Here is a 26776-nt window from a genome sequence, read left to right on the forward strand (position 1 = left end):
CTATACGGGCGTGATGATGCACGCCCGTGGCTAAGGGAATCATCAATTTTATGTTCAAGGAAAAAAATGCCGCGGTAATGACCGTAGCGGCCACCGCGACCCTGTGTCTTGCCGTCTGGACAATTGTGGTCCTGCTGGGCGGTCTGGGATGGTGGAACTGGCACGCCAACCGCACGCTGCAGTGGACGGCGGTCCGCGAGATAGTGACCGTCTGCAGCCTGGTCTGGGCGTATGGTCTCTGTCTTTGGGTACTGGGCTTTATTGCTTTCCACCTGTTTATCAGGCAAAAAGCCGATGGGCAACAGCGTCAGACGCGGACTTTTATTAGCCAGCAGACAAAACCGGCGCAGCCGTTTGCGTCCTTAAAGCAAACTCTTCGTCGCCGCTACGGCCGATTGTGGCGCAATAAGGTCCGCCTGCTGTGGGTCGCTGGCGAGGCGGCGCAGATTGCCGCCATCGTTCCCGGCCTTGCGCAACAGCAATGGCTGGAGGGCCGCGGTACGGTGCTAATTCACGGCGGTAGCCTGTCGGCGAAGGAGGATAACGAGCGGCTCAGCGCCCTGCGTCGGTTGCGCGGCCGCCGGCCGCTGGATGGTATCGTGCTGGCGCTGGACAATGCTCAGGCCACCGCCGCGACCCTGGACGGGTATTTGCGAACGCTGGAGCAGGTTGCGCAGGTTCTGCGCTACCAGCCGCCGGTCTATCTGTGGCAACTCCACGACAGCGACTGGCCGCAGGATACGCGCATTACCCAGACGCTGGGGGCGTTGTTCCCGCCGCGGGCCGTCCCGCAGGATGTTGAACGGCAGCTTCGCGCCATTCTGCCCGCCATGCTGGCGCAGGGGACCCAGCAGTTGTGCGCTGATTCGTCCCACGATTACCTGCTGCGTGTCGCTAAATGGCTGAAGGAGGGCGGTATCAGCGGCTGGAAGACGCTACTGACGCCGTGGCTTACCGGGCATCTGCAACAGATCCCGCTCCGCGGTCTGCTGTTCAGCCCCTCGTTAAAGGCGGAAGAAGCGGTGGACAATGGGCTCTATCCCCACCGTTGGCCGGCCCCGGCCGTCTGGCAGGGGATCATCGCAGACTGCGGCCGCGCGCGCGGCGTGCCGGTGGGGGGGGCGTGGCGCCGCTCCCTCGGCGTCGGCCTGCTGGCGCTGTTTGGCTTGTGGGCGGCGGGAAGCCTGCTCTCTTTTATCGTCAACCGCCAGCAAATTGTTAGCGCCACCCAGCGGGTACAGCTGCTGCGGCAGCCCGTCGTTAACGACCAACAGCTGATCGATTTGCAGGTGCTGCGTAACGATATCGGCCGTCTACAGAATCAGCTCGCCAACGGCGCGCCCTGGTATCAGCGCTTTGGTCTTAATCATAATGCGCCGCTTTCTACCGCGCTGCTGCCGTGGTATGGGCGGGCTAACCAGCGTCTGATCCGCGACGCGGCGGCAGAAGCGCTCACCTGGCAACTGAACGTGTTGGTCAACCTGCCGCCGCGCAGCCCGCAGCGGGCGCAGCTGGCGAAAGCGGGTTATGACCAGTTAAAGGCCTATCTGATGATGGCGCGTCCGGATAAAGCCGATGCGGCGTTTTACCGCCAGACAATGGCCGCCGCGCAGCAGACGCGTCAGGGAGTCGCCCCGGCGCTATGGCAGAGTATCGCCCCCGATCTATGGGCCTTCTATATGGACAACTTGCCGTCGCAGCCGGCGTGGAAAATCACCCCGGACGCCGCGCTGGTGACGCAAGCGCGTCAGGTGCTGCTGGCGCAAATCGGGCGGCGCAACGCTGAAAGCACGCTTTACGAGAACATGTTGCTGCAGGTGCGCCGCAACTATGCCGACATGACGCTGGAAGATATGACGCCGCAGACCAATGCCAGCCGGTTGTTTACCACGGAAGAGGTGGTTCCGGGGATGTTCACCCGCCAGGCGTGGGAAGGCGGCGTGCGCGAGGCGATCGATAAGGCGGTGGCGGCCAGGCGCGATGAGATCGACTGGGTGCTGAGCGATAGCCGCCAGACCGTCAGCGGCGATGTCTCCCCGGAGGCGTTGAAACAGCGGCTGACCGATCGCTATTTCACCGATTTCGCCGGGGCGTGGCTGGGTTTTCTCAATAGCATTCGCTTGAATCCGGCGCGCAATATTGCCGATGTGACCGATCAGCTGACGTTGGCGGGCGACGTTCGTCAGTCGCCGCTGATTGCGTTGATGAATACCCTTGCCTGGCAGGGGCAGACCGGGCAGCAGCGTGAGGGCGTGGCGGATTCGCTGGTGAAGTCGGCTAAAAATCTACTCGATAAGGATAAGCAGCCGTTTATCGATCAGCAGGCCGGCGGCGTGCGCGGCCCGCTGGAGAGTACCTTTGGGCCGCTGCTGGCGCTGATGGGCAAAAATCCCTCTCAGAGCGTGGTCGCCGCAGATAGCACCCTCAGTTTACAGACCTGGCTGACTCGCCTGACTCGCGTACGCCTGCGGCTCCAGCAGGTGGCAAACGCCCCCGACCCGCAGGCGATGATGCAGCAGCTGGCGCAGACCGTGTTCCAGGGCAAAAGCGTCGACCTGACCGACACCCAGGAGTACGGCAGCCTGGTGGCGGCCAGCCTCGGCGAAGAGTGGAGCGGTTTTGGCCAGACCATGTTCGTCCAGCCGCTGACGCAGGCCTGGGAGACGGTGCTGCAGCCATCGGCGGCCAGCCTCAATGAGGCGTGGCAGCGTTCTGTGGTCGCCAACTGGCATTCGGCTTTTGACGGCCGCTATCCGTTTGCCGCGGGTAAAAACGATGTCTCGCTACCGATGCTGGCGGCATTTATCCGCCGCGACAGCGGGCGGATCGATCGGTTTCTCACCAGCCAGTTGGGTGGCGTGCTCAACCGCGAGGGCAGCCGCTGGGTGGCCGATAGCACGCACAGTCAGGGGCTGACGTTTAACCCGGCCTTCCTGAAGGCGATTAATCAACTGAGTTCCTTGTCCGACATCCTGTTTACCGACGGCAGCCAGGGGATGGGGTTTGAACTACAGGGGGTGGCGACGCCGGGTATTGTTGAAACGCAGCTCACCCTCGACGGCCAGAATATGCACTACTTTAACCAGCTTGCCGAATGGAAAAGTTTCCGCTGGCCGGGGACGTTCAACAAACCCGGCGCGATGCTGACCTGGAGCTCAACGGCGGCGGGCGCCCGGCTATTGGCGAACGACAGCGGCCCGTGGGGCACGCTGCGTATGCTGGAGAGAATGAAGCGCCAGCAGATCGGCGATGGGCTGTTTCGCCTGACGGTCAATACGCCGGATAGCCGGCACCTGCAGTGGTTACTGCGTACGGAACTCGGCGATGGCCCGCTGGCGTTGCTGAAACTGCGAAACTTCACGTTGCCGACACAGATTTTCATCGTGGAGGCCCCCCGAGCAGAACCGTTTGCCGACGGTGACGTAGAGGAATAAGGGCCGACATTCACTCTGCAAGCGCTGCTTTACAAGCAGCGAGTTTTCTAATTCTGACATCTGAGATATTCCATGGACGATTTAACTCTGCGTTATTTTGACGCTGAAATGCGCTATCTGCGCGAGGCTGGCGAGGAGTTTGCCCGCGCCCATCCCGATCGCGCCGCGGCGTTAAACCTCGATAAAGCCGGCGCCCGCGATCCCTATGTTGAGCGGCTGTTCGAGGGCTTTGCTTTCCTGATAGGGCGGCTGCGCGAAAAGCTCGACGACGATCTGCCGGAGCTGACCGGCGGGCTGGTGAGTATGATCTGGCCGCATTATCTACGTACCATTCCGTCGCTGGCGATGGTGGAGTTCAGCATCGACTGGCGGGAGATGAAAGAGCCACAGCGGCTGGAGAAGGGGACGGAGGTGATCTCCCGGCCTATCGGCGAGACGGGCACCCGCTGCCGTTACACCACGACCCAGCCGCTAACCTTACAGCCGCTCGCGCTCTCCCGCGCCAGTATCAGGACGCTGGCGGATGGCCGCCAGGCGATTTGTCTGCGTTTTGATTGTGGCGAGCTGGTTGACTGGAGCACGCTCGACCTGCGCCGTATCCCGCTATACCTGAATGCCGATGCGCCGCTGGCCTGCGCGCTGCATGAAGCGCTGACCCTGAACGTGGCGCACATCGGCATACGTCTGGCGGGGGAGGCCGATAGCAGGCCGCTGGCGGCCCATTTTGCCGTCTGCGGGTTTGCCAACGATGAGGCGCTGCTGCCTCAAAGCGGCGGGTTCAGCGGCTACCAGTTGCTGCTGGAGTATTTCAGCTTTCGTGAAAAATTTATGTCGGTCGCGCTGTGCGGCCTGGAGAATATGACGTTTCCTGATGCGCCGGGATGGTTTGAGATAGACGTGGTGCTGGATAAATCGTGGCCGCAGGAATACGCGTTGTCAGAGAAACATCTGCGCTTACACTGCACCCCGGTTATTAACCTGTTCCCGCTGGAGTCGGACCCGCTGCATCTGGATTCACTACAAAGTGAGTATCTGCTGCGTCCCATGCGCGTCCAGGATGGACACACCGAAATCTATTCGGTGGAGTCCGTCACCTCTTCTCGCCTTTCCGGCACCCAGGCGTATGTGCCGTTTACCAGTTTTCGCCACAAAGGCGGCATGTTGCGCCATGATGCGCCGGAATATTATTACCACACGCGCGTTAAACGTGGCCCGTCCGGGCTACATGATACCTGGCTGACGCTGGGCGGCGAGGCGTTTGACCAGCATCGCGTGCCGCAGAATGAAACCCTGTCATTGAGCCTGATCGGCACCAACGGCCAGCTGCCGCGCCGGGCGTTGCAAAGCACGCTGCTGGACACGGTGGTCAAATCCACGACGTCGCGCCTCCAGGTGCGTAATCTCAGCGCGCCGACGTTGCCGTGTTATCCACCGGATCGCGACCGTTTTCACTGGCGGGTGTTGAGTCATCTCGGCAGCAGCTTCCTGTGGATGATGGATAACGCCGAGGTGTTGCGCGGCGCGCTGGCGTTGTATGACTGGACGGATAACGAAATGAACCGCCGTCGTCTGCAGGCGATCGTCGATGTGAGCCACTGTGAGGTGGAACGTTTTGCCGAGGGGCATTTTCTACGCGGCGTGCAGATAGAAGTGACGCTTGACGGTAACGGCTTCGCCGGGCACGGCGACATCTGTCTGTTTGGCGAGATGCTCAACCGCTTCTTTGCCCTGTATACCGACATCCACCTGTTTAATCGTCTGATTCTGATACTGCAACCTACCGGAGAGCGTCTCGAATGGCAGGAGAACCACAAACGCCGCATTCCCGGCTGAGCCCGCGGCTTGAGCGGGATATTCAGCGCATCAACTTTTACCGCTTCTGTCAGCTACTGGAAAAATCGCGACCTGGCGCGCCGGCATTAGGCAGCACGCTGAACCCGGCGGATGATCCGATACGCTTTCGCCCGCATCCGGGGATGGGTTTTCCGGTCAGCGAGCTCAAAGCGGTGGAGTATGATGAGGCGCATCCCGACGCGCCGCCGACGCTGCGCACCACCTTTATGGGGCTATACGGTGTCGATTCACCGTTGCCTACCGCCTGGCTGGATGATATTGCGCAGCAAAGAGAAGGGCATGAGGCGCAGGAAGCATTTCTCGATATTTTCAACCACCGCATTCTGAGCCAGTTTTATCGCATCTGGCGCAAATACTCGTATCCGGCAACCTTTGAAGACGGCGGTCGCGACCGTACTTCGCAGAGCCTGCTGGGGCTGATCGGGCTGGGCATTCCCGGCACCGCTCAGCATATTGCCGCGCCGGTATCTCGCTTTCTGGCATTACTCAGCGTGATGCGCCTGCCCGCGCGCACTGAAGAGGGAATTCAGGCGCTGGTACGATTGTTGGCGCCCCATACGCGGGCGGAAGCGTCGCCGCACTGCCCACGGACGGTGTACCCGGCGCAGCCGCTGGGTTTTTACGGCGATAACGATTTCCTGCTTGATGGCTATACGGTACTGGGCGATGAAACGACCGAGATTGCCAGCCAGTTGCTGATCGCGCTGTATACCGATGATATCGCCGAGGCCGCAGGCTGGATGCCGGAAGGGCAAATCTATGCGGACTTTCTGGTTCTGCTGCGGGTTTATCTCGGCTGGCGCTATAAGGCCAAAATCACCTTAACGCTTCCCACGCCGCTGTTACCCGCGCCGGTGCTCGGTGAAACGCCGTTTATGCTCGGCATCAGCGGCGTTCTGGGCATGGAGGGGGACGCGGTTCCGCCGGATTTACCGGCCACGTTTACCACGGAACTGGGCGGCTACCGTGGCATGCCGCTTGCACCATTATCACAAGGAAACCAACGTGTTGCATATCACTTCACTTAAACTATCCGCACTGATTATTCTGCCGTTCATGCTGGCGGGCTGCGGGCTAACACAGAAAATCAGCGACGGCGCTTCATCCGCCGTAAAGTCAGTATTTTATCGCCAGGTGAAAACGCTGCGTCTGGATTTTAGCGCGCGCAATGCGTTAAACACCGATAACCGCGAGGATAACAGCGCCTCCCAGCCGGTGATGGTGCGGGTCTATGTGCTGAAAGATCGCAAGACCTTCGATAAGACGGTTTACCAGCAGCTGGCGGCGGAGGGGGAGGAGATATTAAAAGACGACCAACTGGCCAGCCGCGGCCTGGTGCTCAAACCGGGAACGGCGATGAGTCTCACCATGCCGCTGGATGAACAGGCTCAGTATGTCGCCGTGGTGGCGCTGTTCCGGGCGCCGGATCTGACGAAAAACGACTGGAAGCTGGTGCTTGCCCGTGAGGATCTTGACCCGGACCGCGCGCGCGTCATTGAGGCCAGCCATCATCAACTTGTTCTGCAACCGCAGAAGGACAAGTGAGAAACGCGCTGCGCAATTTTATATTCAATTAATAACCTCACGGACGCCATGATGGCCAAACCTGATTTTATTTAAGGTTTGGCCTGTTGGGGAATCATTTAACCGTGGGCAGATCGCTATATCGGGTGGTGTATCGCGGGGAGAGCATTTCCCGCTTCATCTGCCACGGTTGCTGGATACCCTGGCCGGCGAAGTAAAGCGTCCCACGTCCGTCTTCTGCATTCAGGCGGTCCAGCACCTCCATCAATTTTTGGCTGTTTTTTCGCGGCGCATTTTCGTCAAACAGATTAAGTTGCGCGACGCCCTGGCTATAAAAATCGCCCAGCATTACCCCGGCCTTCTGATACCGGCAGCCACTTTGCCAGATGGCATCCAGACAACGCGTCGCGGCGGCGATAATATCCCTGCTGTCCTGCGTTGGGGTAAGCAGGGCCACCGAGGCATTATTGGCGTAATACCGTTCGTCAGGCGCGAAGGGTGAGGTTTTTACAAAGACGGAGATAAACCGGCAGTATTGATGTTCCTGACGAAGTTTCTCTGCTGCCCGGGAGGCGTAACTACAGATGGCCTGGCGCATTTCTTCGTACTCCGTAATGCGATGGCCGAACGAACGGGAGCAGACGATCTCTTGCTTTACCGGGGCAAACTCTTCCAGCTCAAGGCAGGGCTCGCCGCGTAATTCACGGACGGTTCTTTCCAGTACGACATTAAAGTGTTTTCTGATGAATCGAATATCCGTGTCAGCCAGCTGCAATACCGTCCGGATCCCCATCGCTTCAAGCTTCTTCGCAATGTGTCGACCCACTCCCCAAACCTCTTCCACCGGTAGCGCCGCCATCAATTTTCTTTGCCGCTCCGCATTCGACAGGTCAACCACGCCTCCTGTCTGCTGTTGCCAGCGTTTTGCCGCATGATTCGCCAGTTTAGCCAGCGTTTTTGTCTGGGCTATACCGACGCCTACCGTCAGGTGCGTGCGTTGCCGCACCGTGGCTCTGAGCTCATGTCCAAACTCGGTAAGAACGCGGCAGTTACGCACGCCGGTAAGATCGCAAAAAACTTCATCAATGGAGTATTTTTCGCAGCGAGGCGACATCTCTTCAAGCGTCGTCATTACCCGATTGGACATATCGGCGTAGAGTTCATAGTTGCTACTAAAGCAAACCACGCCATGATGTCTGAAGATATCTTTTTGTTTAAAGTACGGTTCACCCATTTTCACAAACGGTTTGGCTTCCGCAGAACGTGAAATCACACAACCGTCATTATTGGACAAAACGACCACCGGGCGGCCGCGTAAGTCCGGGCGAAAGACGGTTTCACAGGAAGCATAGAACGAGTTCACATCACACAGGGCAAACACGATCAGCCCGCCGATTTCACGATGTAGGTCACCACGCCAAAAATTTCCAGACACTCTTCACTGCCTGGCATAATCGGCTGATAGGCGGGATTATCAGGTTTGAGCATGACAACAGGATGCAGCTGGAGGCGCTTAACCGTGAATTCCCCATCCACAGCGGCAATAACGATGCTGCCATGGACGGCCTTGCGGGAGCTATCCACCACCAGTAAATCACCATCGCCAATGCCAGCGCCAATCATTGAGTCACCGCTTGATTTCACAAAGTAGGTGGCGCCTGGATGCTGAATCAGCAGTTCATTCAAGTCGATACGCCGCTCAACATAATCCTGCGCGGGGCTAGGAAAACCGCAGGGAACAAGGTCGCTGAACAGCGGTAATGCCACGATCTGGCGTAGTTCGGTTAGTGTGAAAAACTGCATGATGATCACCGATTATTTTTCCTGTATGCATATACAGTATTGTAGATCGGTGGCAGAGATCAAGAGGGGCGTACCTTATCAAAACCTGCGCCAGCGCCCGGCTGGCGGGGGTTTTATGTCTGAAGCCGGTTGATAAACAATAGATTACCTCATCGCTAATATTAACGACTTCGCCGTTTAGCTGGCGAAAATAGCGCGACGATTTTATGTAAAAAGAATCTGAATATGACTGAGGTAAAGGATCTGATATTAACGAGACAGGGATGTCTGCGCGATTAACGCGCAGGGATTGCTCACCGGCCGACCGTATGCAAGAGCTGGCCGGTGAGCAAATGGCTGTGATGGCAGTTCGCAGCCGCGGTTATTTTAAAGCGTCCGCGCAGGTTTAAACATATTTCTTCGCGCCAGGAGGCTATTTTCAGACTTACCTCATTACCGTTGCTAATAAGTCAAACCACTAATTAACGCCTGTTAAGAAAGCTCCACTACTAATAATGAGGGTATAAAGATGAACAAAAGCACAGAGTTGAATAATTAAGAGTATTCCTGGGGGAATTATCGGGCAGAGAGATGACTTCTGATAAATATTCAGGATAATTTATCAATCTTAAGGAATTTGCCCCGCGGCTGCCTGTACCATAAAGGAATCCATATGGTTAATCGGATATCGATCCTGTCATCTGTCGACAGCTCCTCGTTATTATTCTGGAAATTCAGCGGGCAGGAGAAACTGTCCGAACCTTTCCACTTTCAGGTCGATTTACTCAGCCAGGATTTTGCTATCGACCGTCAGGCCATGCTTGGCAAAAACATGACGGTGGCGGTCCCCGGCCAATGGGGGCAGGAGCGTTATCTTTCCGGCAAAATCACCGCCGTTACCGTGCGCGCCGAAGATCTTGGCGAGACGCGCTACGCCGTCTATCAGACCACGCTGGAACCCGATTTTTGGCCGATGATGCGCGACCGCAACTTCCGTATTTTCCAGCAGCAGCGGGTGCCGGATATCGTGGCCAAACTGTTTAGCGAGCATAACGTTAAGTTTGAGGACAAACTTACGCGTAGCTACCGGCAGTGGGATTATTGCGTGCAGTACGCGGAAAGCAGCTTCCATTTCATCAGCCGTTTGCTGGAGCTGGAAGGTATTAGCTATCTGTTCCGCCACGATAAAGACGGCCATACCCTGGTGCTGATGGATGACTATCAGCAGGCTGAATCCTTCCCCGGTTATGAAACTATTCCCTGGCATGCGCAGCCGGGCGGCGGCGCGGTCGGCGAAGAGGGCATCAGCCAGCTGATGGCGAGCCACGTCGTCACGCCGGGGCTTTACAGCACCGATGACTATGATTTTCGCAAGCCCCATGCCTGGATGCTGCAAACGCTGCAGAATCCGGTCTCGCCGACGCCGGGCAAAATCGACGTTTACGACTGGCCGGGGCGCTTTATGGAGCACGGCGACGGCGAAGCCTACGCCCGCATTCGTCAGCAGTCCTGGCAGGCCGAACAGCAGCAAACGCAGGGTATCGCCACCGCGACCGGTATCGTCCCGGGACACACGTTTACGCTGACGCATGCGCCCAATATGGCTGATAACGCTAAATGGCTGGTGGTGGGCGCCCGTTATGATTTTGAAGAGAATCAGTACGCCTCCGGCGGCGGAAATACCGCGCAGCACCGCATCGCGTTCACCGTCATTCCCGCCGCGACGCCATTTGTCCCTGCGTCAAGGACCGACTGGCCGCGCACCTACGGGCCGCAAACCGCCCGCGTGGTAGGGCCGAAAGGAGAATCGATCTGGACCGATAAATATGGCCGGATTAAGGTGAAATTCCACTGGGACCGCGAAAGCCAGGGCGATGAAAATAGCTCCTGTTGGGTGCGCGTTTCCAGCGCCTGGGCCGGCCAGGGTTACGGCGGGGTTCAGATCCCACGCGTCGGTGATGAAGTGGTGGTGGACTTTATTAACGGCGAGCCGGACCGGCCGATTGTCATTGGCCGCGTCTATAACGAAGCCAGTATGCCGCCGTGGGCGCTACCGGCGGCAGCCACGCAGATGGGCTTTATGAGCCGTTCAAAGGATGGTTCGCCGGACAACGCCAACGCCCTGCGTTTTGAAGATAAACCCGGCGAAGAGCAGCTCTGGCTGCACGCCGAGCGCAACATGGATACTGAAGTCGAAAACGACGAGACCCATGATGTCGGCAATAACCGCACCAAAACCGTCGGCAAAGACGAAACCAGCCATATCAAACAGAATCGAACCCGCACGGTGGATGGCAATGAAAGCGTTACCGTCGGCAAAGATCGCAGCAAAACCATCAATGGTAATGAAACCACCACCGTTGAGCAGAACCGTACCGAGAGCGTGAAGGGGAATGAGACCCTAAGCGTTGAGCAGAACCGCGATGAAACTATTAGCGGCAACCATACCACCACGGTGAAAAGCAACCATACCGCGACCGTCGAAGGCAAGCAGTCTCTGACGGTCGTACAGGATCGCACCCGTCAGGTGCAGGGTAACGAAAGCGTCAGCGTCCAGCAGAACCGTAACGTGCAGGTCACCGGCAATCAGACGCTGGGAGTGACCGGCAATCACGATATTTCCGTGACCGGTAAGCAAACGCAGACCATTGCCAGCAAGCAAGAGGTGACGATCGGCGCCGGACGTACCCTGAGCATCACCGGCGGTGATACCCGCTTTACGCAAGGGAGCGTAACCGACAGCGCTACCGATACCGTACATATCAACGTGGGTGAAAGCGGCATTCTGATAAGCAACGGCAGCGTGGAGATTACCGCTGGCGGGTCGACGATCACCATTAACGCCGCCGGCGTGATGGTGAATGGTAAGAAGATTGAGCTCAATGCCTGACAGGGAAAAGGAATGAACGCGGCGAAGAATCCGACCGAAAAAGTGATGAGCGAGCTTGAGCTTAGCTGGCTGGACGCCTGCGAGCAGGCGGAGCAGATCCGCTTATTTATCTGGCGGGTGCCTGCCGGCGGCGAGTCGCTGCTTGATGGTTTTATCGCGCTGCAGCAGCACCCTGAAGGGCGCTCGCTGCCGGATCTGCTGCTGGGGCTAACCACGCCGTTTGAGACCAGCTATGGCTACAGCGACGCGCTCGGGCGCGAGTTTGTGGAACATTACGAAGCGACGCCGGATGCCGCTATATGGGATGCCGAACGCTTTCTTCCGACCTATAGCCCGGCGCAGTTGCGGCAGTTGCTGCAGGATTTTGCGACGACATTTCATGACGATTTACGTTATCTGGTGTTGGTGCTGAAACCCTCCGCCGTCAGCGATGAAAAGGCGTTGAACCGCTGGTTGAACGGCTGGCTGGCGCAGGAGGCGTGCAACGCCAGACTGTTACTGATCGACACCCTTGAGCAACCGATCTGGCAGCCGCTGTATGAGGCGCATCCGCGCAGGGTACGGCTGCTGACCGATGATGTCGACAGTATGAAAGTGATGCACCAAACCGCGCGCGGACAGAGCGATCCGAATCCCGATCGCCTGCTGTTTCGCCGCTATCTGGCTGACGCCATGCTGCTGCTGGAAAAAGGCAGCGCCGCGCAGGTGGCCGCGCGCGGCGGCATGGCGCTCGGCGTCGCCCAGCGCTGCGGTTGGGCCGACCAGCAGGCGATGATGCATAACCTGATCGCCGGCGGTTGGTTGAAAGGTAACGATCATCAACGGGCCGTCGAACACTACCGCCAGGCGCAAAACATCAGCGGCGAAATTGCCGATCCGGCGCTTAAAGGACAACTGCGTACCCAAAGCACTTTTGGCGAGGCCGGCGCCTGGTTTGCGCGCAAAGAGTATCTCCAGGCGGCGAAAGGCTATCGCCGGGCGGCGGGTGAAGCGCAAGCCATTCCACATCCGGTATTTGCCGTAGAAGGCTGGCGGATGTCCGGTTTTTGTCTCAACCTCGCCGGGCATCGGGCAAAAGCGATGGAGGAGTATGCCCACGCCATCCAGGCGGCGGAGCCGATCCCACGGCAAGAGCGCGCCCAGACCACGCTGCCGCTGGCATTTCAGGATCTGCTGCGCATCCATGATAAACGGCGAACCGAGGCGCTTGAAGCCTGCGCGACGCGCTGGCAAAGCGAAAAACAGCGCTTAATCCAGCAGGCGGAAGACCGCTTGCCGCGGGAACCCGTCGTCGAACAGGTAAAACGCGTGGACCGGCAGTTACAGCTACAGCTGGAAGCCGCGTTCGCGCTGATCCGCGAAGCGCGGGAAAAACTGATCCGCGGCGGCGATGACAGCTTTCGCCGCGTGATCCGTCTGGCGCGGGAGACGCTGCATCCGCACTGGAACGGCCTGCCGGAGATCGCCCACCCCTTTGATGCCCCGCCGGGTGAATGGCAAAGCCTGCCTGCCTGGGGAAATACCGATGCATCATCCACTGAAACTGCAGGGAGCAACCCGCTATGAAGACCCGGATTATTATTATTGTTGCCGTGACGCTGCTGGCAATCCTGTTTTTAAGCCTCTCGGACGGCGGTTTCGCCACCGAAGTGCGCACCTTCCTGCGCGCGCTGCTGCGCGCCATGTTCTGAGGCGCGTCTGATGCACTCCGGCGCTCACTTCGACCCGCAGCTTGGCCTGGATATCCATACTTATCCCTGGCCGCTGCCGACGCCGCATATCGGCATCGTTTTCGACGTGTTTGATTATCTGCCGCTGCTGGGCACTACCGTACACGTCAACGGCATCAAACGCGCCAGCGCGGGGACCGGCGGTATTGCGGTGCATATTCCGGTCGGCGGCGTGTGGGTACCGCCGCTGCGCGCGCCCGGCGGCCCGCAGATGGAAGACGAGCTGTTTATGGGCAGTAAAACCGTCGCCGTCGACGGTGAGCCGTTTTCCCGCATCGGCATGCCGGTGCTGAGCTGTAACATCCTCGGGATGGTGCCGCCGTTCCGCCTGAAGCGGCTGAGCAAACCAAAGCCGCTCTCGCTAACGCTGCCGCTGACGTTTAACCTCGCGATTCCCAACAATGTGATTGTCGGCGGGCCGCCAACCATCAACCTGATGGCGCTGCTGATGCGCGCCGGGTTAAGCGGGTTGGGCAAGGGGTTGAAGAAAGTTAAAAAAACGCCGCAGTGGCGGCTGTTTATGCGGCGGTTTAAAAAGCTGCGCCAGAAGCTGTTTCGCAACATGGATCCCGGCGTCCTGAAATGCCGGGTGCTACGCGCCGAACCGGTTGATATCCGCGACGGTAGCGTGAGCCTGGAACATGAGGATTTTTTGTTACCCGGCCGCCTGCCGCTGGCGTGGACGCGAAGCTACTCGTCGGCGGATCTCGATGAAGAAGGGCTGTGCGGTTACGGCTGGTCAACCCCGGCGGACACCCGCCTTGAAATACTGGCCGATGAAGGCGTCGCGGTGTTGACCCAGCCGGAAGGGATGACGCTGTTTGCGGCGCTGCCACAGTCCAACGGCCGCGATCAGGGTATTGTCGGCCTGCCGGACGGTAGCCGCCTGTGGCGGGAAACCCGCAATGGCGAATGCTTCTGGCATGTTGAGCAGGAAGGGAGCGCGCGGCTGCAGTTTCGCGGTAAGCGCGGGCCGCTGGCGATTTACCGGCTGGCGGACCGTAACGGTAACGGCTGGCAGTTCGACTGGCAGGGGCGCGAGCTTGAGCGCATCCGCGAGTTCAGCACGCGCGGCATGAGCGGCAGAGAGATCCTCGTCACCTGGCAGGATGGCCGCCTGCGGGCGCTACGCCTGCGCAACGCGCTGGATGACGAGATCACGCCGTTGACCCGCTATGAATACGATAGCGATAATCAGTTGAGCGCGGAGATCGATGCGCTTTCGCATCCGCGGCGCTTCTACTATCAACAGCGTCATATGACCAGCCATGTCGACCGTAACGGCCAGGGCTTCCACTACCAGTTCAATGACGAGTGGCAGGTGGTCCACGCCTGGGGCGACGGCGGCGTATGGGATTACCATTTCGCCTGGCACGACTTGCTCAACGAAGTGGAAATCACCGATTCCAACGGCCATGTAACGTCTGTCAGCTTTGATGATAACGGCCTGCCGGTTTCGGAGGTCGATCCGATCGGCGGCAATACCGTCTTCCACTACGATGATTTTGGCCGTACCGTCGAACTCATTGAGCCGGACGGCAGCGCGCGTCGCTGGGAGTATGATGAACAGGGGCGAATGATCGCCGAACATCTGCCGGACGGTAGCCAGATTCAGGCGGCCTACAATGAAGACGGCGATCTGCTGACGCTGATTGATGAGAAAGGCGCGTGCTGGCGTTCGGACTATGACGAACGCGGCAACCTGCTGGCGGGAACGGACCCTACCGGCGTCACCACGCGCTATCAGTATGATGAGTACGGACAACTGAGCGCGGCGGACGTGCCGGGTTCCGGGCAGAGTCGTTATCGCTATGATCGGTTTGGTTTTTTGCAGGCGCTGAGCCAGGCCGGCGCGGGAACCACTCAACTGCGGCATTCCGCGCGCGGTACGCTGCTGGAGCGTATTGACGCTAGTGGTGGCAGCAGCCGTTTCCACTGGGACAGCAAGGATAGGCTGGTGGCGATGGTCAATCCGCAGGGTGGCGAAATTCGCGTCGCTTACGACCGGGAAGATTCACCGCTTCACTTCACCGATGAAGCCGGCCAGATAACCCGTTTTCGTTATAACCGCACAGGAATGCTGGCCGCCTGCGAGACGCCGGATGGCGCGACGCTTGGCTATCAGTACGACCTGGAAGATCGCCTGCTGGCGGTGATCAACCAGAACGGTCAGCGCTGGCAGCTGGACCGCGACGCGCTGGGGCGCATCGCCGCGGAGACCGATTACTGGGGACAGGTAACCCGTTATGGCTGGGATAAAGGCAACCGGCTGATCGGCCGTGAGGATCCGCTGGGGCGGCTGGTGCGTTACGGTTACGACCGCGGCGGGCGGCTAAGCGAGCGGCGCAGCGGCGATACCCTGCAGGCGAAGTATCATTACGATCCCTGCGGGCGGATGGTGCTGTGTGAGAATCCGTGGCGGCGGCTGGCGTGGCGCTATGATGACGCCGGGCGGGTGCTGCTGGAGGAGCAGGACGGTTTTCAGCTGCATTACGGCTATAACGAGCGCGGCCTGCTGGTCTCACGACGCAGCGACAGCGGTCATCAGGTGCGTTACGCCATGGATGAGTATGACCGGCTGAGCCAGATCCAGCTGAATGACGATGCGCCGATCGTGCTGGGTTACGATGAGGCCGGGCGGCGGGTCAGCGAGCAGCTGTCGGCGGAGGTGACGCGTCATTTCACCTACGACCGGCTCGGCCAGCTGACGTCGCAGCAGGTGTTGCAGAATGATTTACCGCTGTTCGCCAGCGGCTTCAGCTGGGATAGGCTGGGTAACCTGACCCGGCGCGATGACAGCCTGTGGGGCAGCGATCGTTACGCTTACGATCCGGTGGGGCGCTTGACGGCCCATACCGCGCCGGACGGTACGCTGCGGCAGTTTGTGCAGGATGCGGCAGGCAGCCACCTGCAGACGCAGACCCGGGCGGTGAATGAGAGCGCCGGAGGCTGGTTCCGCGAGGGGCAGCAGCGCGGGGTGCGTTATGTATTCGATCGCGCGGGCGAGCTGCGACAGCGGCGCGATGTCCGGCATAACGGCGAGAAAGAGGATTTTAGCTGGGACGATAACCGCCAGCTGGTGGCGGTGCGCAAGGGCGAGCGGCTGGTGCGCTACGGTTACGACGGGCTGGGGCGCCGGGTGTTCAAGCAGACGGCGGAAGAGACGCGCTGGTTCTACTGGCAGGGCGACGCGCTGGCGGGGGAAACGGTCACTATCACCCGCGAACCGCTGGCGGCACAGAACATTTTTGATACCGGCAGCCGGCTGCAGCGGCAGAAAGCGCAGGCCGCGCTGTTCAGCAGTATGCGCGAGTACGTGTACTATCCGGGAAGTTTTCAGCCGCTGGCGCTGCTGACGCAGGAAGCGGGCAGGAAGGAGAGCTGGCACTATCATTGTGACCCGAACGGCGCGCCGGTCCGCCTGACGTCATTACAGGGCGAGATAGTGTGGTCAGAGAAGACGGGCGTATGGGGAGAAAAAGGGGAGATCTACGCCGATCGTATCAGCAACCCGCTGCGTTTCCAGGGACAGTATTTTGACGCTGAAACGGGGCTGCACTATAATCGACATCGTTACTATGATCCTGAAATTGCGGGATTTATTAGTCAGGATCCGATTGGATTAGCCGGTGGGCTGAATGTTTATCAGTATGCGCCGAACCCATTAAGCTGGATCGATCCGCTGGGACTAAAATGTGGCTTCGCGGAAAAGGACAATATAACCCAAAGGTGGGTAAATAAATTAACAGGTAAAACTCCGGCTGAAATAGACTCCCTTTTAACATCTAAAGGTTGGACGAAGATCTATCCACAAGCTGGTAGGCCTGAGGCTATTCAACATATACAATATGTGAAAACGACAAAATCTGGTACAACATATAAATTAGATTATCATCCTGGTGGTAACGCAAAACAACAAAATATTCATGGAAATGATTACTGGAAGGTTTATAGGACTAATAGTGAAGGTGAGGATATCGTATATGGACGTATAGGTCATGGTGGTTTTGAAAATTATGATCTAATAAAGGACTCTCCTGTTTATGTCGACGGTGTATTAGTAAATGGTGGGATGTAAAATGTTTGATTTTTCTGCAGAAATAAAATCATTTCATTCGTTAGGCGATGTGCTGTTAAATACAAATATATCTGTCTATCTTGCTGAAATGTATGCTGACCATTGTGTTGAGTACAAAGAGTATCTTCTACCTGATGCGAGTAAGAGATTTGCCTATGTATTGGATGATACTTTAACTATATCAACCGAACCTGATGGAAATATATTTTCTATTGGATGCAATCAAAATTACAAAGGGTTATACAAAAACTTATTATATGCCGGTCAAGAATTTGGTGAGATAAAAAAACTCACTTATCGGCAAAGAATATTTAATGGTTCCATTATTATAGACGAGGATTTTGGCATTCAATTTATATTACCCTCACCATTTGATGAGATAGCTGACAGTATAGATAACATTCCGTCCGACTTGAAATTGAATGAAATATATATAGGGGATTTTTCATTTTGGAATCCATGTAAATAACAAAGCAAAGCCGGGTAATAAATTAACTCTTCCCGGCCTTTATAGCAACGCTGCGCTTTGGGAACTCTATCTTAGAGCTTAGATTGGTGCGGGTTGACGGTACGATTGGCCCAGGGGATAGGATTGTTCGTCTGATCCGATTGGATTAGCCGGTGGGCTGAATGTTTATCAGTATGCGCCGAACCCGCTGGGGTGGGTGGATCCGTGGGGGCTGACTGGAAAACCGTTAAACTCACCTGATATAAGCAAGTGGCTTAATAAAGGGGGAACGGTTTGGCAAGAAGTTGAAAGCAAAGTTTGGGTATACCAAGATAGTGCTGGCAATGTTGTTCGCTATCCAGAAGGCTTTCCAGATTTTACACCATATGAAAGGCAGAGTGTTAATGTTCCAGACTTAAGGGGAGATCATAGTAAGTCACCTGGAGGAGATTTTGGTAAAGCAGATGCATTAGCGCCAAAAGGCCAGGCGAATTATGATCTTAATACGTGGCATCATCATCAAAATGGCATCACAATGCAGGAAGTGCCCAAAAATATTCATCGCCGGTTCACCCATAGAGGCGGTGTATCTAAAATAAAAAGCAACTGTCAATAATATCAGGAGTTATAGAATGCCTATTTTGACTGGATTAAGTATTGATAAACAAGATATTAGCTATCTGGAGGGACATTTCTCTGTTGCTTTTCCTGATGATTACAAAGATTTTTTAAAAAAATACAATGGATATAGAATCGTGGCACCTGACTATTGCGATCTACCATTCGATAAAGTTGATAATGATTTTATTTCATTCGATGTGCTTCTTGGTTATAAGACTAGTAATAGTAATTTTGATATAGTTGAAATTAATGAAGAGTTACTAGATGAAATATCGTTTATTGATGGTGCACTAATAATTGGCATGGATCCAAGTGACAATGGCTATGTCCTGATAACTAAAAATAATTTGGCCGGAGTTTATTACTGGGACCGGACTTGCCTACATGCTGAGGATAATAAACAAAGCTATGATATTAGTGATGATGATGATTTAAACCATCTTTATCTTATAAATAAAACCTTTTCAGATTTTTTTGGAAGTATAATGAATCTAACAGTCAATAAAGGAATGAAGTTATCTACGGGATTGTAATGATACTCTTAATTTAAGGATATACTTCTTTAATACCCTGCATGGTTAATTATCATGCAGGGTTTAATAATAAATTGGATTGCACATCTATAATGTCAAGTATTAAAAAGTAATAAATTGGATCATAGGATTTAGGGAGTCTTGCTTCCTGATAGATATAAACATTCTGGAGATTTTATTGGCCCAGAAGAAAAATCTCAGTATTTCCAGTAAAGGAGTATTGCACTATGAAAGAACTCGAAAATCCAAGAATTGAATCCGAAGTTAACTCCTTTGTTGAAAAAGGAAATGCGTTGCGTAATGACAAAAAATATGCTCAGGCTTAAGAGCAATATGAAAAAGCCTGGAATATTTTGCCTGAACCAAAACCAGAATGGCAAGTTGCTAACTGGATTACCGCAAATATATTCAGCGCTTATTTTGACCTTGGTGATTACAATGAGGCAAAAAAAGGGGCGAAATGACGTTGCAAACGAGAGTAAGAAATATTTCTTTAAATGATAAAAATCCTCGCTACTGTGTGGGTTTTGCAATGCGAAAGCCCTTTGAGCAAATGGTATAATGCCGGGAAAAAGGATTCCAGCCGGCGGTACAGGCATTTTTTTGATTCCGGCAGCCGGCAGCATGCGCCGGTCCGCCTGACGTCATTGCAGGGCGAGATAGTGTGGTCTGAGAAGACGGGCGTATGGGGAGAAAAAGGGGGGGGGCTACGCCGAACGTATCAGCAACCCGCTGCGTTTTCAGGGCCAGTATTTTGACGCTGAACGGCTGAATACCTTACTTACCTCTCTCGCGGCATCCCCTTCTTACTACTGTACATCGCTTTATCCGCACTGTTCAGCAATGTATCGGCATCCGCGGCATCGTGAGGGAAAAGCGCAATGCCGATGCTGCCGGAAATCGTAATAACATACTCGTGGATCAAAAATGACTGAGTCAGCGCATTGCTGATTTTTTCCGCCGTTTGTCGGGGGAGCGGATCGTTTACCTTTAATCCGGGGAGCAGGGCGATAAACTCGTCGCCGCCAAGGCGGGCTACCGTATCACCTTCTCGTAAAACGCTTTGTAGACGGAATGCTACCAGCCGCAGCAGTTCGTCACCCACGGCGTGGCCGTAAACATCATTCACCGGCTTAAAGCGGTCGAGATCGATAAAGAGCAGCGCCACCTCTGTCTCATTGGCGATAGCCTGAGTAATCGCCAGCTCCAGGCGATTAACCAACAGCCTGCGGTTTGGCAATCCGGTCAGCGCGTCGAAGTTGGCGTGCAGCCAGACCACCTGCTCCCGCTGTTTGCGGTCGGTGATATCGCGAATAAACGCGGAGAAAATCTGCTTGCCTGATTGTTGATGTGGCCAGATTGACAGCTCGATAGGAAACTTGCCTTTAGTGCGATGCAGGGCGGTAATTTCGATGGTGCGATTAAGGATATTCGACGGCTGAGCCGCCTGAAAGCGCATTAAACCTCGTGCGTGCTGCTCGCGAAACTCTTCCGGCACGATCATCTCGCCCAGGTTGTTGCCGATAGCTTCCCCTGCGGACCAGCCGAACATTTTTTCCGCGGCCTGATTCCAGTTAATCACTACGCCCGCATGATTGATGGTAATCACCGCATCCTGCGCGGTCTCAACCAGCTGTCGATGATTCTCCTCGCTTTCTGCCAGCGCTCGCTGCATCGACTCAATCTCGCTGATACTCTCTTGCAGCTCACGATGCATTTCCGCAAGCGAAAGCGAGAAAAAGCGAATACGCTCTTCTACTGACATATTTTTCATTTCGGCGTAGAGATCGCTGGCGCTACGAGGTGGCATAAGGCGTTCCTGATGAATCGAAGAGAATATTCAACCAATATAACAATAAGTGTAGTTAAAAAAAGATCCGCTGCTGACATCTCCGCTATTTTATCTATTAAATAAAATCTATTGTAAATTTGTCCAGATTTAAATTTAACGCTTAGTTACAGATGGATCATATTCCGGAGGTAATAATCCGCACTCTTTATAAAGCGTATTAAGGACAATTTATCGTGAATACTTTCTTGCGTAACACCCTGGCCGCCGTGTTGATGACTGCGGGTCTTTCCGTTGCCGCTCAGGCCGCGACGACAACCGAAGTACCGCCGTTATCCCAGGACCCGGTGGTGCAACATCTCAAGCTGAGCAACGATCAGGTCAGCAAAATTCAGGCCCTGCGTCAGGAGCTGGAAACAAACCTCAAAAATATCAAAATTGGTGGTTACCAGGATGGGGCTCTGGTTGATGTGATTCAATCCGGCAAATGGGATGATGCGAAAGTAAAACAGCAGTTAGCCGCTTTTGCGCAATTGGATCAGCAAACGCGTTATTACCGAGTGAAATATTACTTCGGTATTAATCAGGTACTGACGGCTGAACAGCGCGAGCAGGTAAAAAAAGATCTGCAGCAGGCACTAAACTAAACAATGTACGCATGTTGCGCCCTTTGGCGGAACATGCGTAATGACTTTCCGCAATGAAAAGACAAGGGGGCCATCATGAAGAAGTTTCTCTTTATTGCGCTGGGAATGACCGCGTTGTTTAGCCAGGCTGGGGTCGCCGGGACTAAAACGTTGGTCGATTATGGCGTCGTACAGGAAAGCCATATTATTAGCAACCCGCATCAGCGCCAGCCGCTTCGCACGCTGGCTGCGGGAACGCTGGGCGGCGTTGTCGGCCATCAATTCGGTAATGGTAAAGGGCAGACGGCGATGACCGCCGCAGGCGCCCTGGCCGGAGCTGGCGCTTCACGCTATCACCAGGATCGGCAGCAGGGCGCTCAGCAGGTTGAACTGCTAATCAAAACCAATAGTGGCCAGGTGATACAGGTGCTACAGGGTTACGACGGTCGGCTTATCTTCAACAAGGGAGATAAGGTGCGTATCCTGACGTCGGGAAATGATACCCGGGTGGATAAATCGGTGTAATGCGCCAAGCGGGAGCCAATATACTCCCGGTTGGCGTGACACGTTATGCTGATTTCAGCATATCAAAGCGGATAATCCGCGAACGTCCCAGCTCTTTCGCCCGATACAGCGCGGCATCTGCAGCACGTAGCAGGCTGTCGCTTTGCGCGTGTTGCGGATAGCTGGCGATACCGATAGAGACATTCACCTGGCCTATGTCCGTCAGCCCGCAGCGTAAAGTCATATTTCTCACGTTGTTGTAGATTTCAGTCGCGCAGGCTTCCGCTCTGGCCTCATCGCTGCCGGAAAGCAGCACCAAAAACTCTTCGCCGCCATAGCGGAATGCCATGCCAATATCGCGAACCGCGCGCTGGATGATCGCTGCGACGTTTTTAATCACCAGATCGCCCGCTTCATGGCCGTAATTATCGTTAACCGCCTTAAAGTGATCGATATCAATCATCAGGCAGCTCAGCGGACTGTTGTTGCGCACCGCCAGATTCATCTGCGTATGCAGCGCTTCCTCAAGATGGTGGCGGTTTCGCAACCCGGTCAGAGAATCAAACAACGCTTTTTCCAGCAGCGCGTTGCGCAGACGCTGATTGGACAGCGCCAGGCCCAGCGCTTCCGCCATGAGTTCGAGATAGGCGCGGGAAGGGGCTGTCTCACTGGTGACATTACGAAAAGAGAGCAGGCCAATGGCTTCACCCTGGGCGATCAGTGGGACGCACAATGATTGCTCGTTACATTCTTGCGGCAGATGATAGCAGGCGATGTCCGGCTCGCCGTTAACCGGCGGATGGCTCAGACCGCGGCGTACTGCCCAGCAGTTATCAGGATAAAAGACTGCGGGCTCGTCAGGTGGCGAAAGCCACTGCGCGACGCAGCGCATTTGCCAGGGATCGGTATCCAGAATATACAGTCGGCCAGGAACGTCCGGCGCGATGTTGGGCGCGAAAAGTTCAGCGACCTTCACCACATCCTCGAATGACTCACATCCCTGCAAGCGTTGAGTCATTCGCGCCAGCAGTTCACGAACCGCCCAGTCGGCATCGCGTTGTTGTTCAAGGCGCTGGCGGGCAAGGCCATTTTCGCGAAAGATGCGGATTGCCTGCGCCATATCGCCGATTTCATCGATCTGTTTGAAGTGCGGTGGTTCGACGGCATAATCCTGTGATGCCAGACGTTGTACCACATCGCTGAGTCGTACCACTGGGGTGAGTACCCGGCGTTTGAGAATAAAACCGAGAACAAATAAAAACATTAAGGCGGTCAGGCCGACCATCGCTTCCGAAAGCGTCCGCCAGAGGCGCGATTTTTCAGTAGCTTGCTGCATGGCGTTGTTCGTTCGGCCTTCCAGCAGCAGGCGGAAATGATCGATCTGCGTTTGCACCCGATCCAACTCCTGCTCATAAGGCTTGCCGTAAACCTGCAAAATTGCCTCTTTCTCTTCGCCGCGAGCGACGCGATCGATGGCGGCCTGCTGTTCATCTTGTAATTCATCGACAATACGCAGGCCGTCGCGCAACAGCGCCAACTCCTGCTGGCTGGCGCCAATGTCTTTTAGTTTAAGCAACCGATCTTCAATTGATTTGAGAGTTTGGAGCTGCTGACGATACTGTTGCAGGGTCTCTGGTTGTTTTTCGATGACGTACAGTCGCGTGAGGTCCGAAAGCTCCCATGCGTCGCTTTCTATCTCATCGGCAAGACGAACGAACGCATCCCGTTGTTGTACTGCCTGGCGTTCAGCGCGATCGGCGCCGGAAGCCATTAGCATCGCCATACCGGATGCAATGGTCAGGCCTACGGTGATCCCGTAGGCCCAGTTAGTCATGGTGGCGATTCTCACCGAATATTTCCTTGCAGGCAGATGAATGAGGCATTCGTCTTTTTATTATAGAACCCCGCAGCCAACCGGAAGATTCAGAGGCGCGGTATGCGGGTGACGAGGTGGTGTAACTCCTCGGCATGCTGGCGCAAAACAAGATACACATCGTTATCCAGAGCGCCATTTATAACATCAGTTTCGATAAGATGTAACGCCTCTTGATACGGCATACCGAGCCGATAAGGGCGATCCTCAACGAGCGCGGTAAAGATATCCGCAACGGCGATAATTCTGTCTGGAAGGTGCAAATAACGATGATTCAAATGAAGTGGATAGCCGCTGCCATCGAGTTTTTCATGGTGATTAGCGGCCCAATCGATGATTTCCGCCAGATCGGTGAAATCTCGTAATATTTCACCGGTCATATAGCTGTGTTCGCGAATCAATTCGGCTTCGTCATCGCTAAGTTCAGCCTGTTTTTCGAGGATCGCCAGTGGAATATATATTTTGCCGATATCATGCAAATAGCCGGCAATTTCAATTTTACGGCACACCAGCGGCGGTAAATTCATATAGACGGCGAGGGCATAAGAAATTTCGCCAACCATGATGCTGTGGCTGGCGGTGAAACTACTGTAGGTATCAACAATTTTCGCGATCAGCAAACAAATATCTTTCAGACCATCGATGTCAATATATACGTCGTTAATCGGCCCCACAATTTCCAGCAACCGCTGAATATGCTCTGCTTGCATATGGCGCCAGAAGGTAGGGTGTTGCGCTAGTTCACGCAGAGTATCGCAAAGTGGTGGATCGATATCGCGATAGTCATCGACAAAGCGGGCGACGAGCGCCTTTTGTTGGTCCGGGGCAACGACGCCTTGCGTAGGAAGGAGACGCTCAAAGCAGTCCGCAAAATAGACGATATGCTGCTCCAGAGTGCCTTTGCGGGTTGGATCAAAGTGGTGATCGCCAATAATAGGGCGAATAAGGGTAAAAGTGTCCAGGCCGGCAAGCATCTGTACGCCGCGGATTTGGTGTGGGTCATAAAGGTTATCTATCGCATTCAGTGAGTCAATGCGCCGCTTATCACCCAGTACGCCGATATCATGCAGCAGCGCGGCCAGAAAGATGGTTTTTTGCTGGAGTGCTGGAAGCTCCAACGCCAGCGATAATTTGTAGCTTATCAGCGCCGTGCGCAGTAAATGCAGATCCAACCTTGGGTTGATGGCGTTAATGACGCGCGTGACCAGCATTAAAGCCGACTTTAAGGCAATACGCATTTTTCTCTCCGTCCATGTAAACCGCTGTTGCCGTTAATCCTGTGACATCCGAAAGCATGCTCAAATGCCTCCCGGACGCTGCATGAGTGAAGAGATGTATATCTGAGGCTTCATCCACGCTCCGTAAACAATTCATTTTAGCTCACATAGTCGCTTTCATTCTGCTAATCACTTGATGAATCCTTTCACAGTTTGATTCATATCTAGTTGCGATGAGGAGTGATTGCTTTTACATCACCTTTCAGGAGGCGATAGGCGCGGACTGACAAACCCAAATCAGCGATAATGTGTTGTCAGTCTCAATTTTGCGAGATGGCATCGGCAATGCGGTTTAATTGCCACGAGTGCAGCAAAGAGTAACAACCAGGGAATAGTTGAGAGTCCTGCGAACGCGACTATTAGTTAATTGCAATGTTATACTTTTGTCAGTATTTATCAGTAAGCATAAATAATCCTGTTCTTATTTATATTTATTAATAGCTAACATTTTTAATCGGCTAGCACGGTCGCAAATATTATTATCCACAGTGATTGTTTGCACTGACTATATTTGATGTATGTATGTTTTTGCCCGTGCGCGTTCAGGGCCTAATGTGCCGGAAGGCGGCGTCAACAGCGGCCTGCGTGATGTCATGCCTGTAAAATCGCCAGATAGCAGTTTAAGTCCATTCCTATATCAGAAAAAATCATTAGCGCGAAAATGATTATCAGCGTGAATATGAATGAACGGACTTCATTTTCGCTTTACAATTTGTAACATCTGTGAATCTATTATGTATTTTGGCATTAAGTGTAATTTTTTCTTGCTGCCGTGAATTTACAAGGATTACTATTGTCTGACTTGCTGTATCGCCTAATGACGGATGAAGGGACTCGTTTTTTCCTTAAGCGTTACCCTATATTTTAATGTTTACAGGAAAAACCATGTCTTGCGCCTTTAAAAAACATCTATTGCTTCCCCGCTATTGGGTGACCTGGTTTGGCCTGGCCATTCTTTGGTTAATCGTCCAACTCCCTTATCCCGTGTTACATACGCTCGGTACTAGCGCAGGGCGGTTATCACGTCGTTTTCTGAAACGTCGGGAACACATTGCCCGGCGTAACATTGAGCTGTGCTTTCCGGAGATGTCATGCGCTGCCCGCGAAAAGCTGCTGGAAGAGAACTTTATGTCTCTCGGCATGGGGCTTATCGAAACGGGTATGGCGTGGTTCTGGAGCGATGAACGCGTTAAAAAATGGTTTGACGTCGAAGGCATCGCCAATCTGAACAACGCGCTCAGCGCCGATAAAGGCGTGATGGTTGTTGGCATTCACTTTATGTCACTGGAGCTGGGTGGCCGCGCAATGGGCTTGTGTCGTCCGATGATGGCGACGTATCGCCCGCACAATAGCCCGCTTATGGAGTGGGTGCAGACTCGCGCTCGTCTGCGCTCGAATAAAGCGATGATCGACCGTCGTAATCTCTCCGGGCTGGTACATGCGCTGAAATCCGGTGAGGCGGTGTGGTTTGCGCCGGATCAGGATTACGGCCCGAAGGGCAGCGTATTTGCGCCGTTCTTCTCGGTTCCACAGGCGGCGACGACTAATGGTACCTGGGTGCTGTCGCGCCTCTCCGGTTCAAAAATGCTGAGTATCAGTATGGTGCGCAAGCTGGATCGTAAAGGCTACAGCCTGCATATCAGTGAAGTCATGAATGATTATCCCGGCGAAGATAAACAGATTGCCGCCAGTTATATCAACAAGGTCATTGAACGCGAAATTCTGCGTGCGCCGGAGCAGTACCTGTGGGTGCATCGCCGGTTCAAAACCCGCCCGCTTGGCGAAACTTCGGTATATTAGTACCACAGTTGCG

The 26776-nt window shown here is 54.8% G+C and carries 19 protein-coding genes and 2 pseudogenes; 16 read left to right on the forward strand and 5 right to left on the reverse strand.

What is annotated here, in order from left to right; all coding sequences use genetic code 11:
* The first annotated feature begins 50 nt into the window (after positions 1-50).
* The 4 genes from ABLV78_RS10035 (at position 51) to tssJ (ending at position 6833) form a co-directional block, all read left to right on the forward strand.
* A complete protein-coding gene (locus ABLV78_RS10035) occupies positions 51-3434 on the forward strand; it encodes an ImcF-related family protein (protein ID WP_088389872.1) in 3384 nt (1127 codons plus the stop codon).
* 72 nt (positions 3435-3506) lie between these two features.
* Positions 3507-5267 (forward strand): type VI secretion system baseplate subunit TssF, encoded by a 1761-nt coding sequence (tssF, locus tag ABLV78_RS10040; protein WP_047045181.1) that lies wholly within the window; start codon positions 3507-3509, stop codon positions 5265-5267.
* The gene (tssG, locus tag ABLV78_RS10045; protein ID WP_047045178.1) at positions 5231-6316 is read left to right on the forward strand and encodes a type VI secretion system baseplate subunit TssG; all 1086 of its coding nucleotides are present in this window, start codon (positions 5231-5233) and stop codon (positions 6314-6316) included. The genes tssF and tssG overlap by 37 nt, the downstream gene beginning before the upstream one ends.
* A complete protein-coding gene (gene tssJ / locus ABLV78_RS10050; RefSeq protein WP_047045175.1) occupies positions 6294-6833 on the forward strand; it encodes a type VI secretion system lipoprotein TssJ in 540 nt (179 codons plus the stop codon). Before tssG ends, tssJ begins: the two co-directional genes overlap by 23 nt.
* 94 nt (positions 6834-6927) lie before the next feature.
* On the opposite strand, the gene ABLV78_RS10055 is transcribed toward tssJ, so the two are convergent.
* Both ABLV78_RS10055 and ABLV78_RS10060 read right to left on the reverse strand, forming a co-directional pair.
* On the reverse strand, positions 6928-8193 hold the full coding sequence (locus ABLV78_RS10055) for a Y-family DNA polymerase (protein ID WP_047045172.1): 1266 nt from the start codon (positions 8191-8193) through the stop codon (positions 6928-6930).
* A gap of 2 nt (positions 8194-8195) precedes the next feature.
* Positions 8196-8615 (reverse strand): translesion error-prone DNA polymerase V autoproteolytic subunit, encoded by a 420-nt coding sequence (locus tag ABLV78_RS10060; RefSeq protein WP_015705808.1) that lies wholly within the window; start codon positions 8613-8615, stop codon positions 8196-8198.
* A gap of 652 nt (positions 8616-9267) precedes the next feature.
* On the opposite strand from ABLV78_RS10060, the gene ABLV78_RS10065 reads away from it, so the two are divergent.
* From ABLV78_RS10065 to ABLV78_RS10105, 9 genes and pseudogenes are all read left to right on the forward strand, one after another.
* Positions 9268-11484, forward strand: a complete 2217-nt coding sequence (locus ABLV78_RS10065) for a type VI secretion system Vgr family protein (protein ID WP_047045170.1) — start codon at positions 9268-9270, stop codon at positions 11482-11484.
* Between the two features lie 12 nt (positions 11485-11496).
* The gene (locus ABLV78_RS10070; RefSeq protein ID WP_047045167.1) at positions 11497-13050 is read left to right on the forward strand and encodes a hypothetical protein; all 1554 of its coding nucleotides are present in this window, start codon (positions 11497-11499) and stop codon (positions 13048-13050) included.
* Complete coding sequence (locus tag ABLV78_RS10075) at positions 13047-13175, forward strand: hypothetical protein (protein ID WP_015366119.1); 129 nt, start codon at positions 13047-13049, stop codon at positions 13173-13175. Before ABLV78_RS10070 ends, ABLV78_RS10075 begins: the two co-directional genes overlap by 4 nt.
* A gap of 10 nt (positions 13176-13185) precedes the next feature.
* Positions 13186-17292 (forward strand): RHS repeat-associated core domain-containing protein, encoded by a 4107-nt coding sequence (locus ABLV78_RS10080; RefSeq protein WP_227505604.1) that lies wholly within the window; start codon positions 13186-13188, stop codon positions 17290-17292.
* Between the two features lies 1 nt (position 17293).
* Complete coding sequence (locus ABLV78_RS10085; RefSeq protein ID WP_047045164.1) at positions 17294-17761, forward strand: hypothetical protein; 468 nt, start codon at positions 17294-17296, stop codon at positions 17759-17761.
* 127 nt (positions 17762-17888) lie between these two features.
* Positions 17889-17972: pseudogene (locus ABLV78_RS10090) on the forward strand (RHS repeat-associated core domain-containing protein); the annotation flags it as partial.
* 303 nt (positions 17973-18275) lie between these two features.
* Positions 18276-18356, forward strand: a complete 81-nt coding sequence (locus tag ABLV78_RS10095) for an HNH endonuclease (RefSeq protein WP_080687169.1) — start codon at positions 18276-18278, stop codon at positions 18354-18356.
* Positions 18357-18372: 16 nt separating this feature from the next.
* Positions 18373-18894, forward strand: coding sequence for an SMI1/KNR4 family protein (locus ABLV78_RS10100; protein WP_047045162.1), 522 nt, complete (start codon positions 18373-18375; stop codon positions 18892-18894).
* A 626-nt stretch (positions 18895-19520) separates the two neighbouring features.
* A pseudogene (locus ABLV78_RS10105) lies at positions 19521-19659 on the forward strand (sugar-binding protein); the annotation flags it as partial.
* 16 nt (positions 19660-19675) lie between these two features.
* On the opposite strand, the gene ABLV78_RS10110 reads toward ABLV78_RS10105, so the two are convergent.
* Positions 19676-20704, reverse strand: a complete 1029-nt coding sequence (locus ABLV78_RS10110) for a diguanylate cyclase domain-containing protein (protein ID WP_059355860.1) — start codon at positions 20702-20704, stop codon at positions 19676-19678.
* A 215-nt stretch (positions 20705-20919) separates the two neighbouring features.
* Here ABLV78_RS10110 and ABLV78_RS10115 point away from each other — a divergent pair, with 215 nt between their 5' ends.
* Positions 20920-21330, forward strand: a complete 411-nt coding sequence (locus ABLV78_RS10115) for a Spy/CpxP family protein refolding chaperone (protein ID WP_072251527.1) — start codon at positions 20920-20922, stop codon at positions 21328-21330.
* Positions 21331-21405: 75 nt separating this feature from the next.
* Positions 21406-21834 (forward strand): glycine zipper 2TM domain-containing protein, encoded by a 429-nt coding sequence (locus ABLV78_RS10120; RefSeq protein ID WP_047045152.1) that lies wholly within the window; start codon positions 21406-21408, stop codon positions 21832-21834.
* Positions 21835-21877: 43 nt separating this feature from the next.
* Here ABLV78_RS10120 and ABLV78_RS10125 read toward each other — a convergent pair whose 3' ends face one another.
* Positions 21878-23662, reverse strand: a complete 1785-nt coding sequence (locus ABLV78_RS10125; RefSeq protein ID WP_047045149.1) for a diguanylate cyclase — start codon at positions 23660-23662, stop codon at positions 21878-21880.
* Positions 23663-23736: 74 nt separating this feature from the next.
* Positions 23737-24924: an HD-GYP domain-containing protein gene (locus tag ABLV78_RS10130; protein ID WP_047045147.1), complete on the reverse strand. Its 1188-nt coding sequence runs from the start codon at positions 24922-24924 to the stop codon at positions 23737-23739.
* 924 nt (positions 24925-25848) lie between these two features.
* Here ABLV78_RS10130 and lpxP point away from each other — a divergent pair.
* The gene (lpxP, locus tag ABLV78_RS10135; protein ID WP_047045144.1) at positions 25849-26763 is read left to right on the forward strand and encodes a kdo(2)-lipid IV(A) palmitoleoyltransferase; all 915 of its coding nucleotides are present in this window, start codon (positions 25849-25851) and stop codon (positions 26761-26763) included.
* Positions 26764-26776 lie beyond the last annotated feature (13 nt).

The organism is Klebsiella sp. CN_Kp075, from assembly GCF_040065055.2.
In the GTDB taxonomy this organism is placed as follows: domain Bacteria; phylum Pseudomonadota; class Gammaproteobacteria; order Enterobacterales; family Enterobacteriaceae; genus Klebsiella; species Klebsiella aerogenes.

Bases quoted from the DNA above. Each gene is read 5' to 3' on its own strand.
- ABLV78_RS10035 (WP_088389872.1), top strand. From the start codon at position 51: ATGTTCAAGGAAAAAAATGCCGCGGTAATGACCGTAGCGGCCACCGCG.
- tssF (WP_047045181.1), top strand. From the start codon at position 3,507: ATGGACGATTTAACTCTGCGTTATTTTGACGCTGAAATGCGCTATCTG.
- tssG (WP_047045178.1), top strand. From the start codon at position 5,231: ATGGCAGGAGAACCACAAACGCCGCATTCCCGGCTGAGCCCGCGGCTT.
- ABLV78_RS10060 (WP_015705808.1), bottom strand. From the start codon at position 8,615: ATGCAGTTTTTCACACTAACCGAACTACGCCAGATCGTGGCATTACCG.
- ABLV78_RS10065 (WP_047045170.1), top strand. From the start codon at position 9,268: ATGGTTAATCGGATATCGATCCTGTCATCTGTCGACAGCTCCTCGTTA.
- ABLV78_RS10070 (WP_047045167.1), top strand. From the start codon at position 11,497: ATGAACGCGGCGAAGAATCCGACCGAAAAAGTGATGAGCGAGCTTGAG.
- ABLV78_RS10075 (WP_015366119.1), top strand. From the start codon at position 13,047: ATGAAGACCCGGATTATTATTATTGTTGCCGTGACGCTGCTGGCAATC.
- ABLV78_RS10080 (WP_227505604.1), top strand. From the start codon at position 13,186: ATGCACTCCGGCGCTCACTTCGACCCGCAGCTTGGCCTGGATATCCAT.
- ABLV78_RS10085 (WP_047045164.1), top strand. From the start codon at position 17,294: ATGTTTGATTTTTCTGCAGAAATAAAATCATTTCATTCGTTAGGCGAT.
- ABLV78_RS10095 (WP_080687169.1), top strand. From the start codon at position 18,276: ATGCAGGAAGTGCCCAAAAATATTCATCGCCGGTTCACCCATAGAGGC.
- ABLV78_RS10100 (WP_047045162.1), top strand. From the start codon at position 18,373: ATGCCTATTTTGACTGGATTAAGTATTGATAAACAAGATATTAGCTAT.
- ABLV78_RS10110 (WP_059355860.1), bottom strand. From the start codon at position 20,704: ATGCCACCTCGTAGCGCCAGCGATCTCTACGCCGAAATGAAAAATATG.
- ABLV78_RS10120 (WP_047045152.1), top strand. From the start codon at position 21,406: ATGAAGAAGTTTCTCTTTATTGCGCTGGGAATGACCGCGTTGTTTAGC.
- ABLV78_RS10130 (WP_047045147.1), bottom strand. From the start codon at position 24,924: ATGCGTATTGCCTTAAAGTCGGCTTTAATGCTGGTCACGCGCGTCATT.
- lpxP (WP_047045144.1), top strand. From the start codon at position 25,849: ATGTCTTGCGCCTTTAAAAAACATCTATTGCTTCCCCGCTATTGGGTG.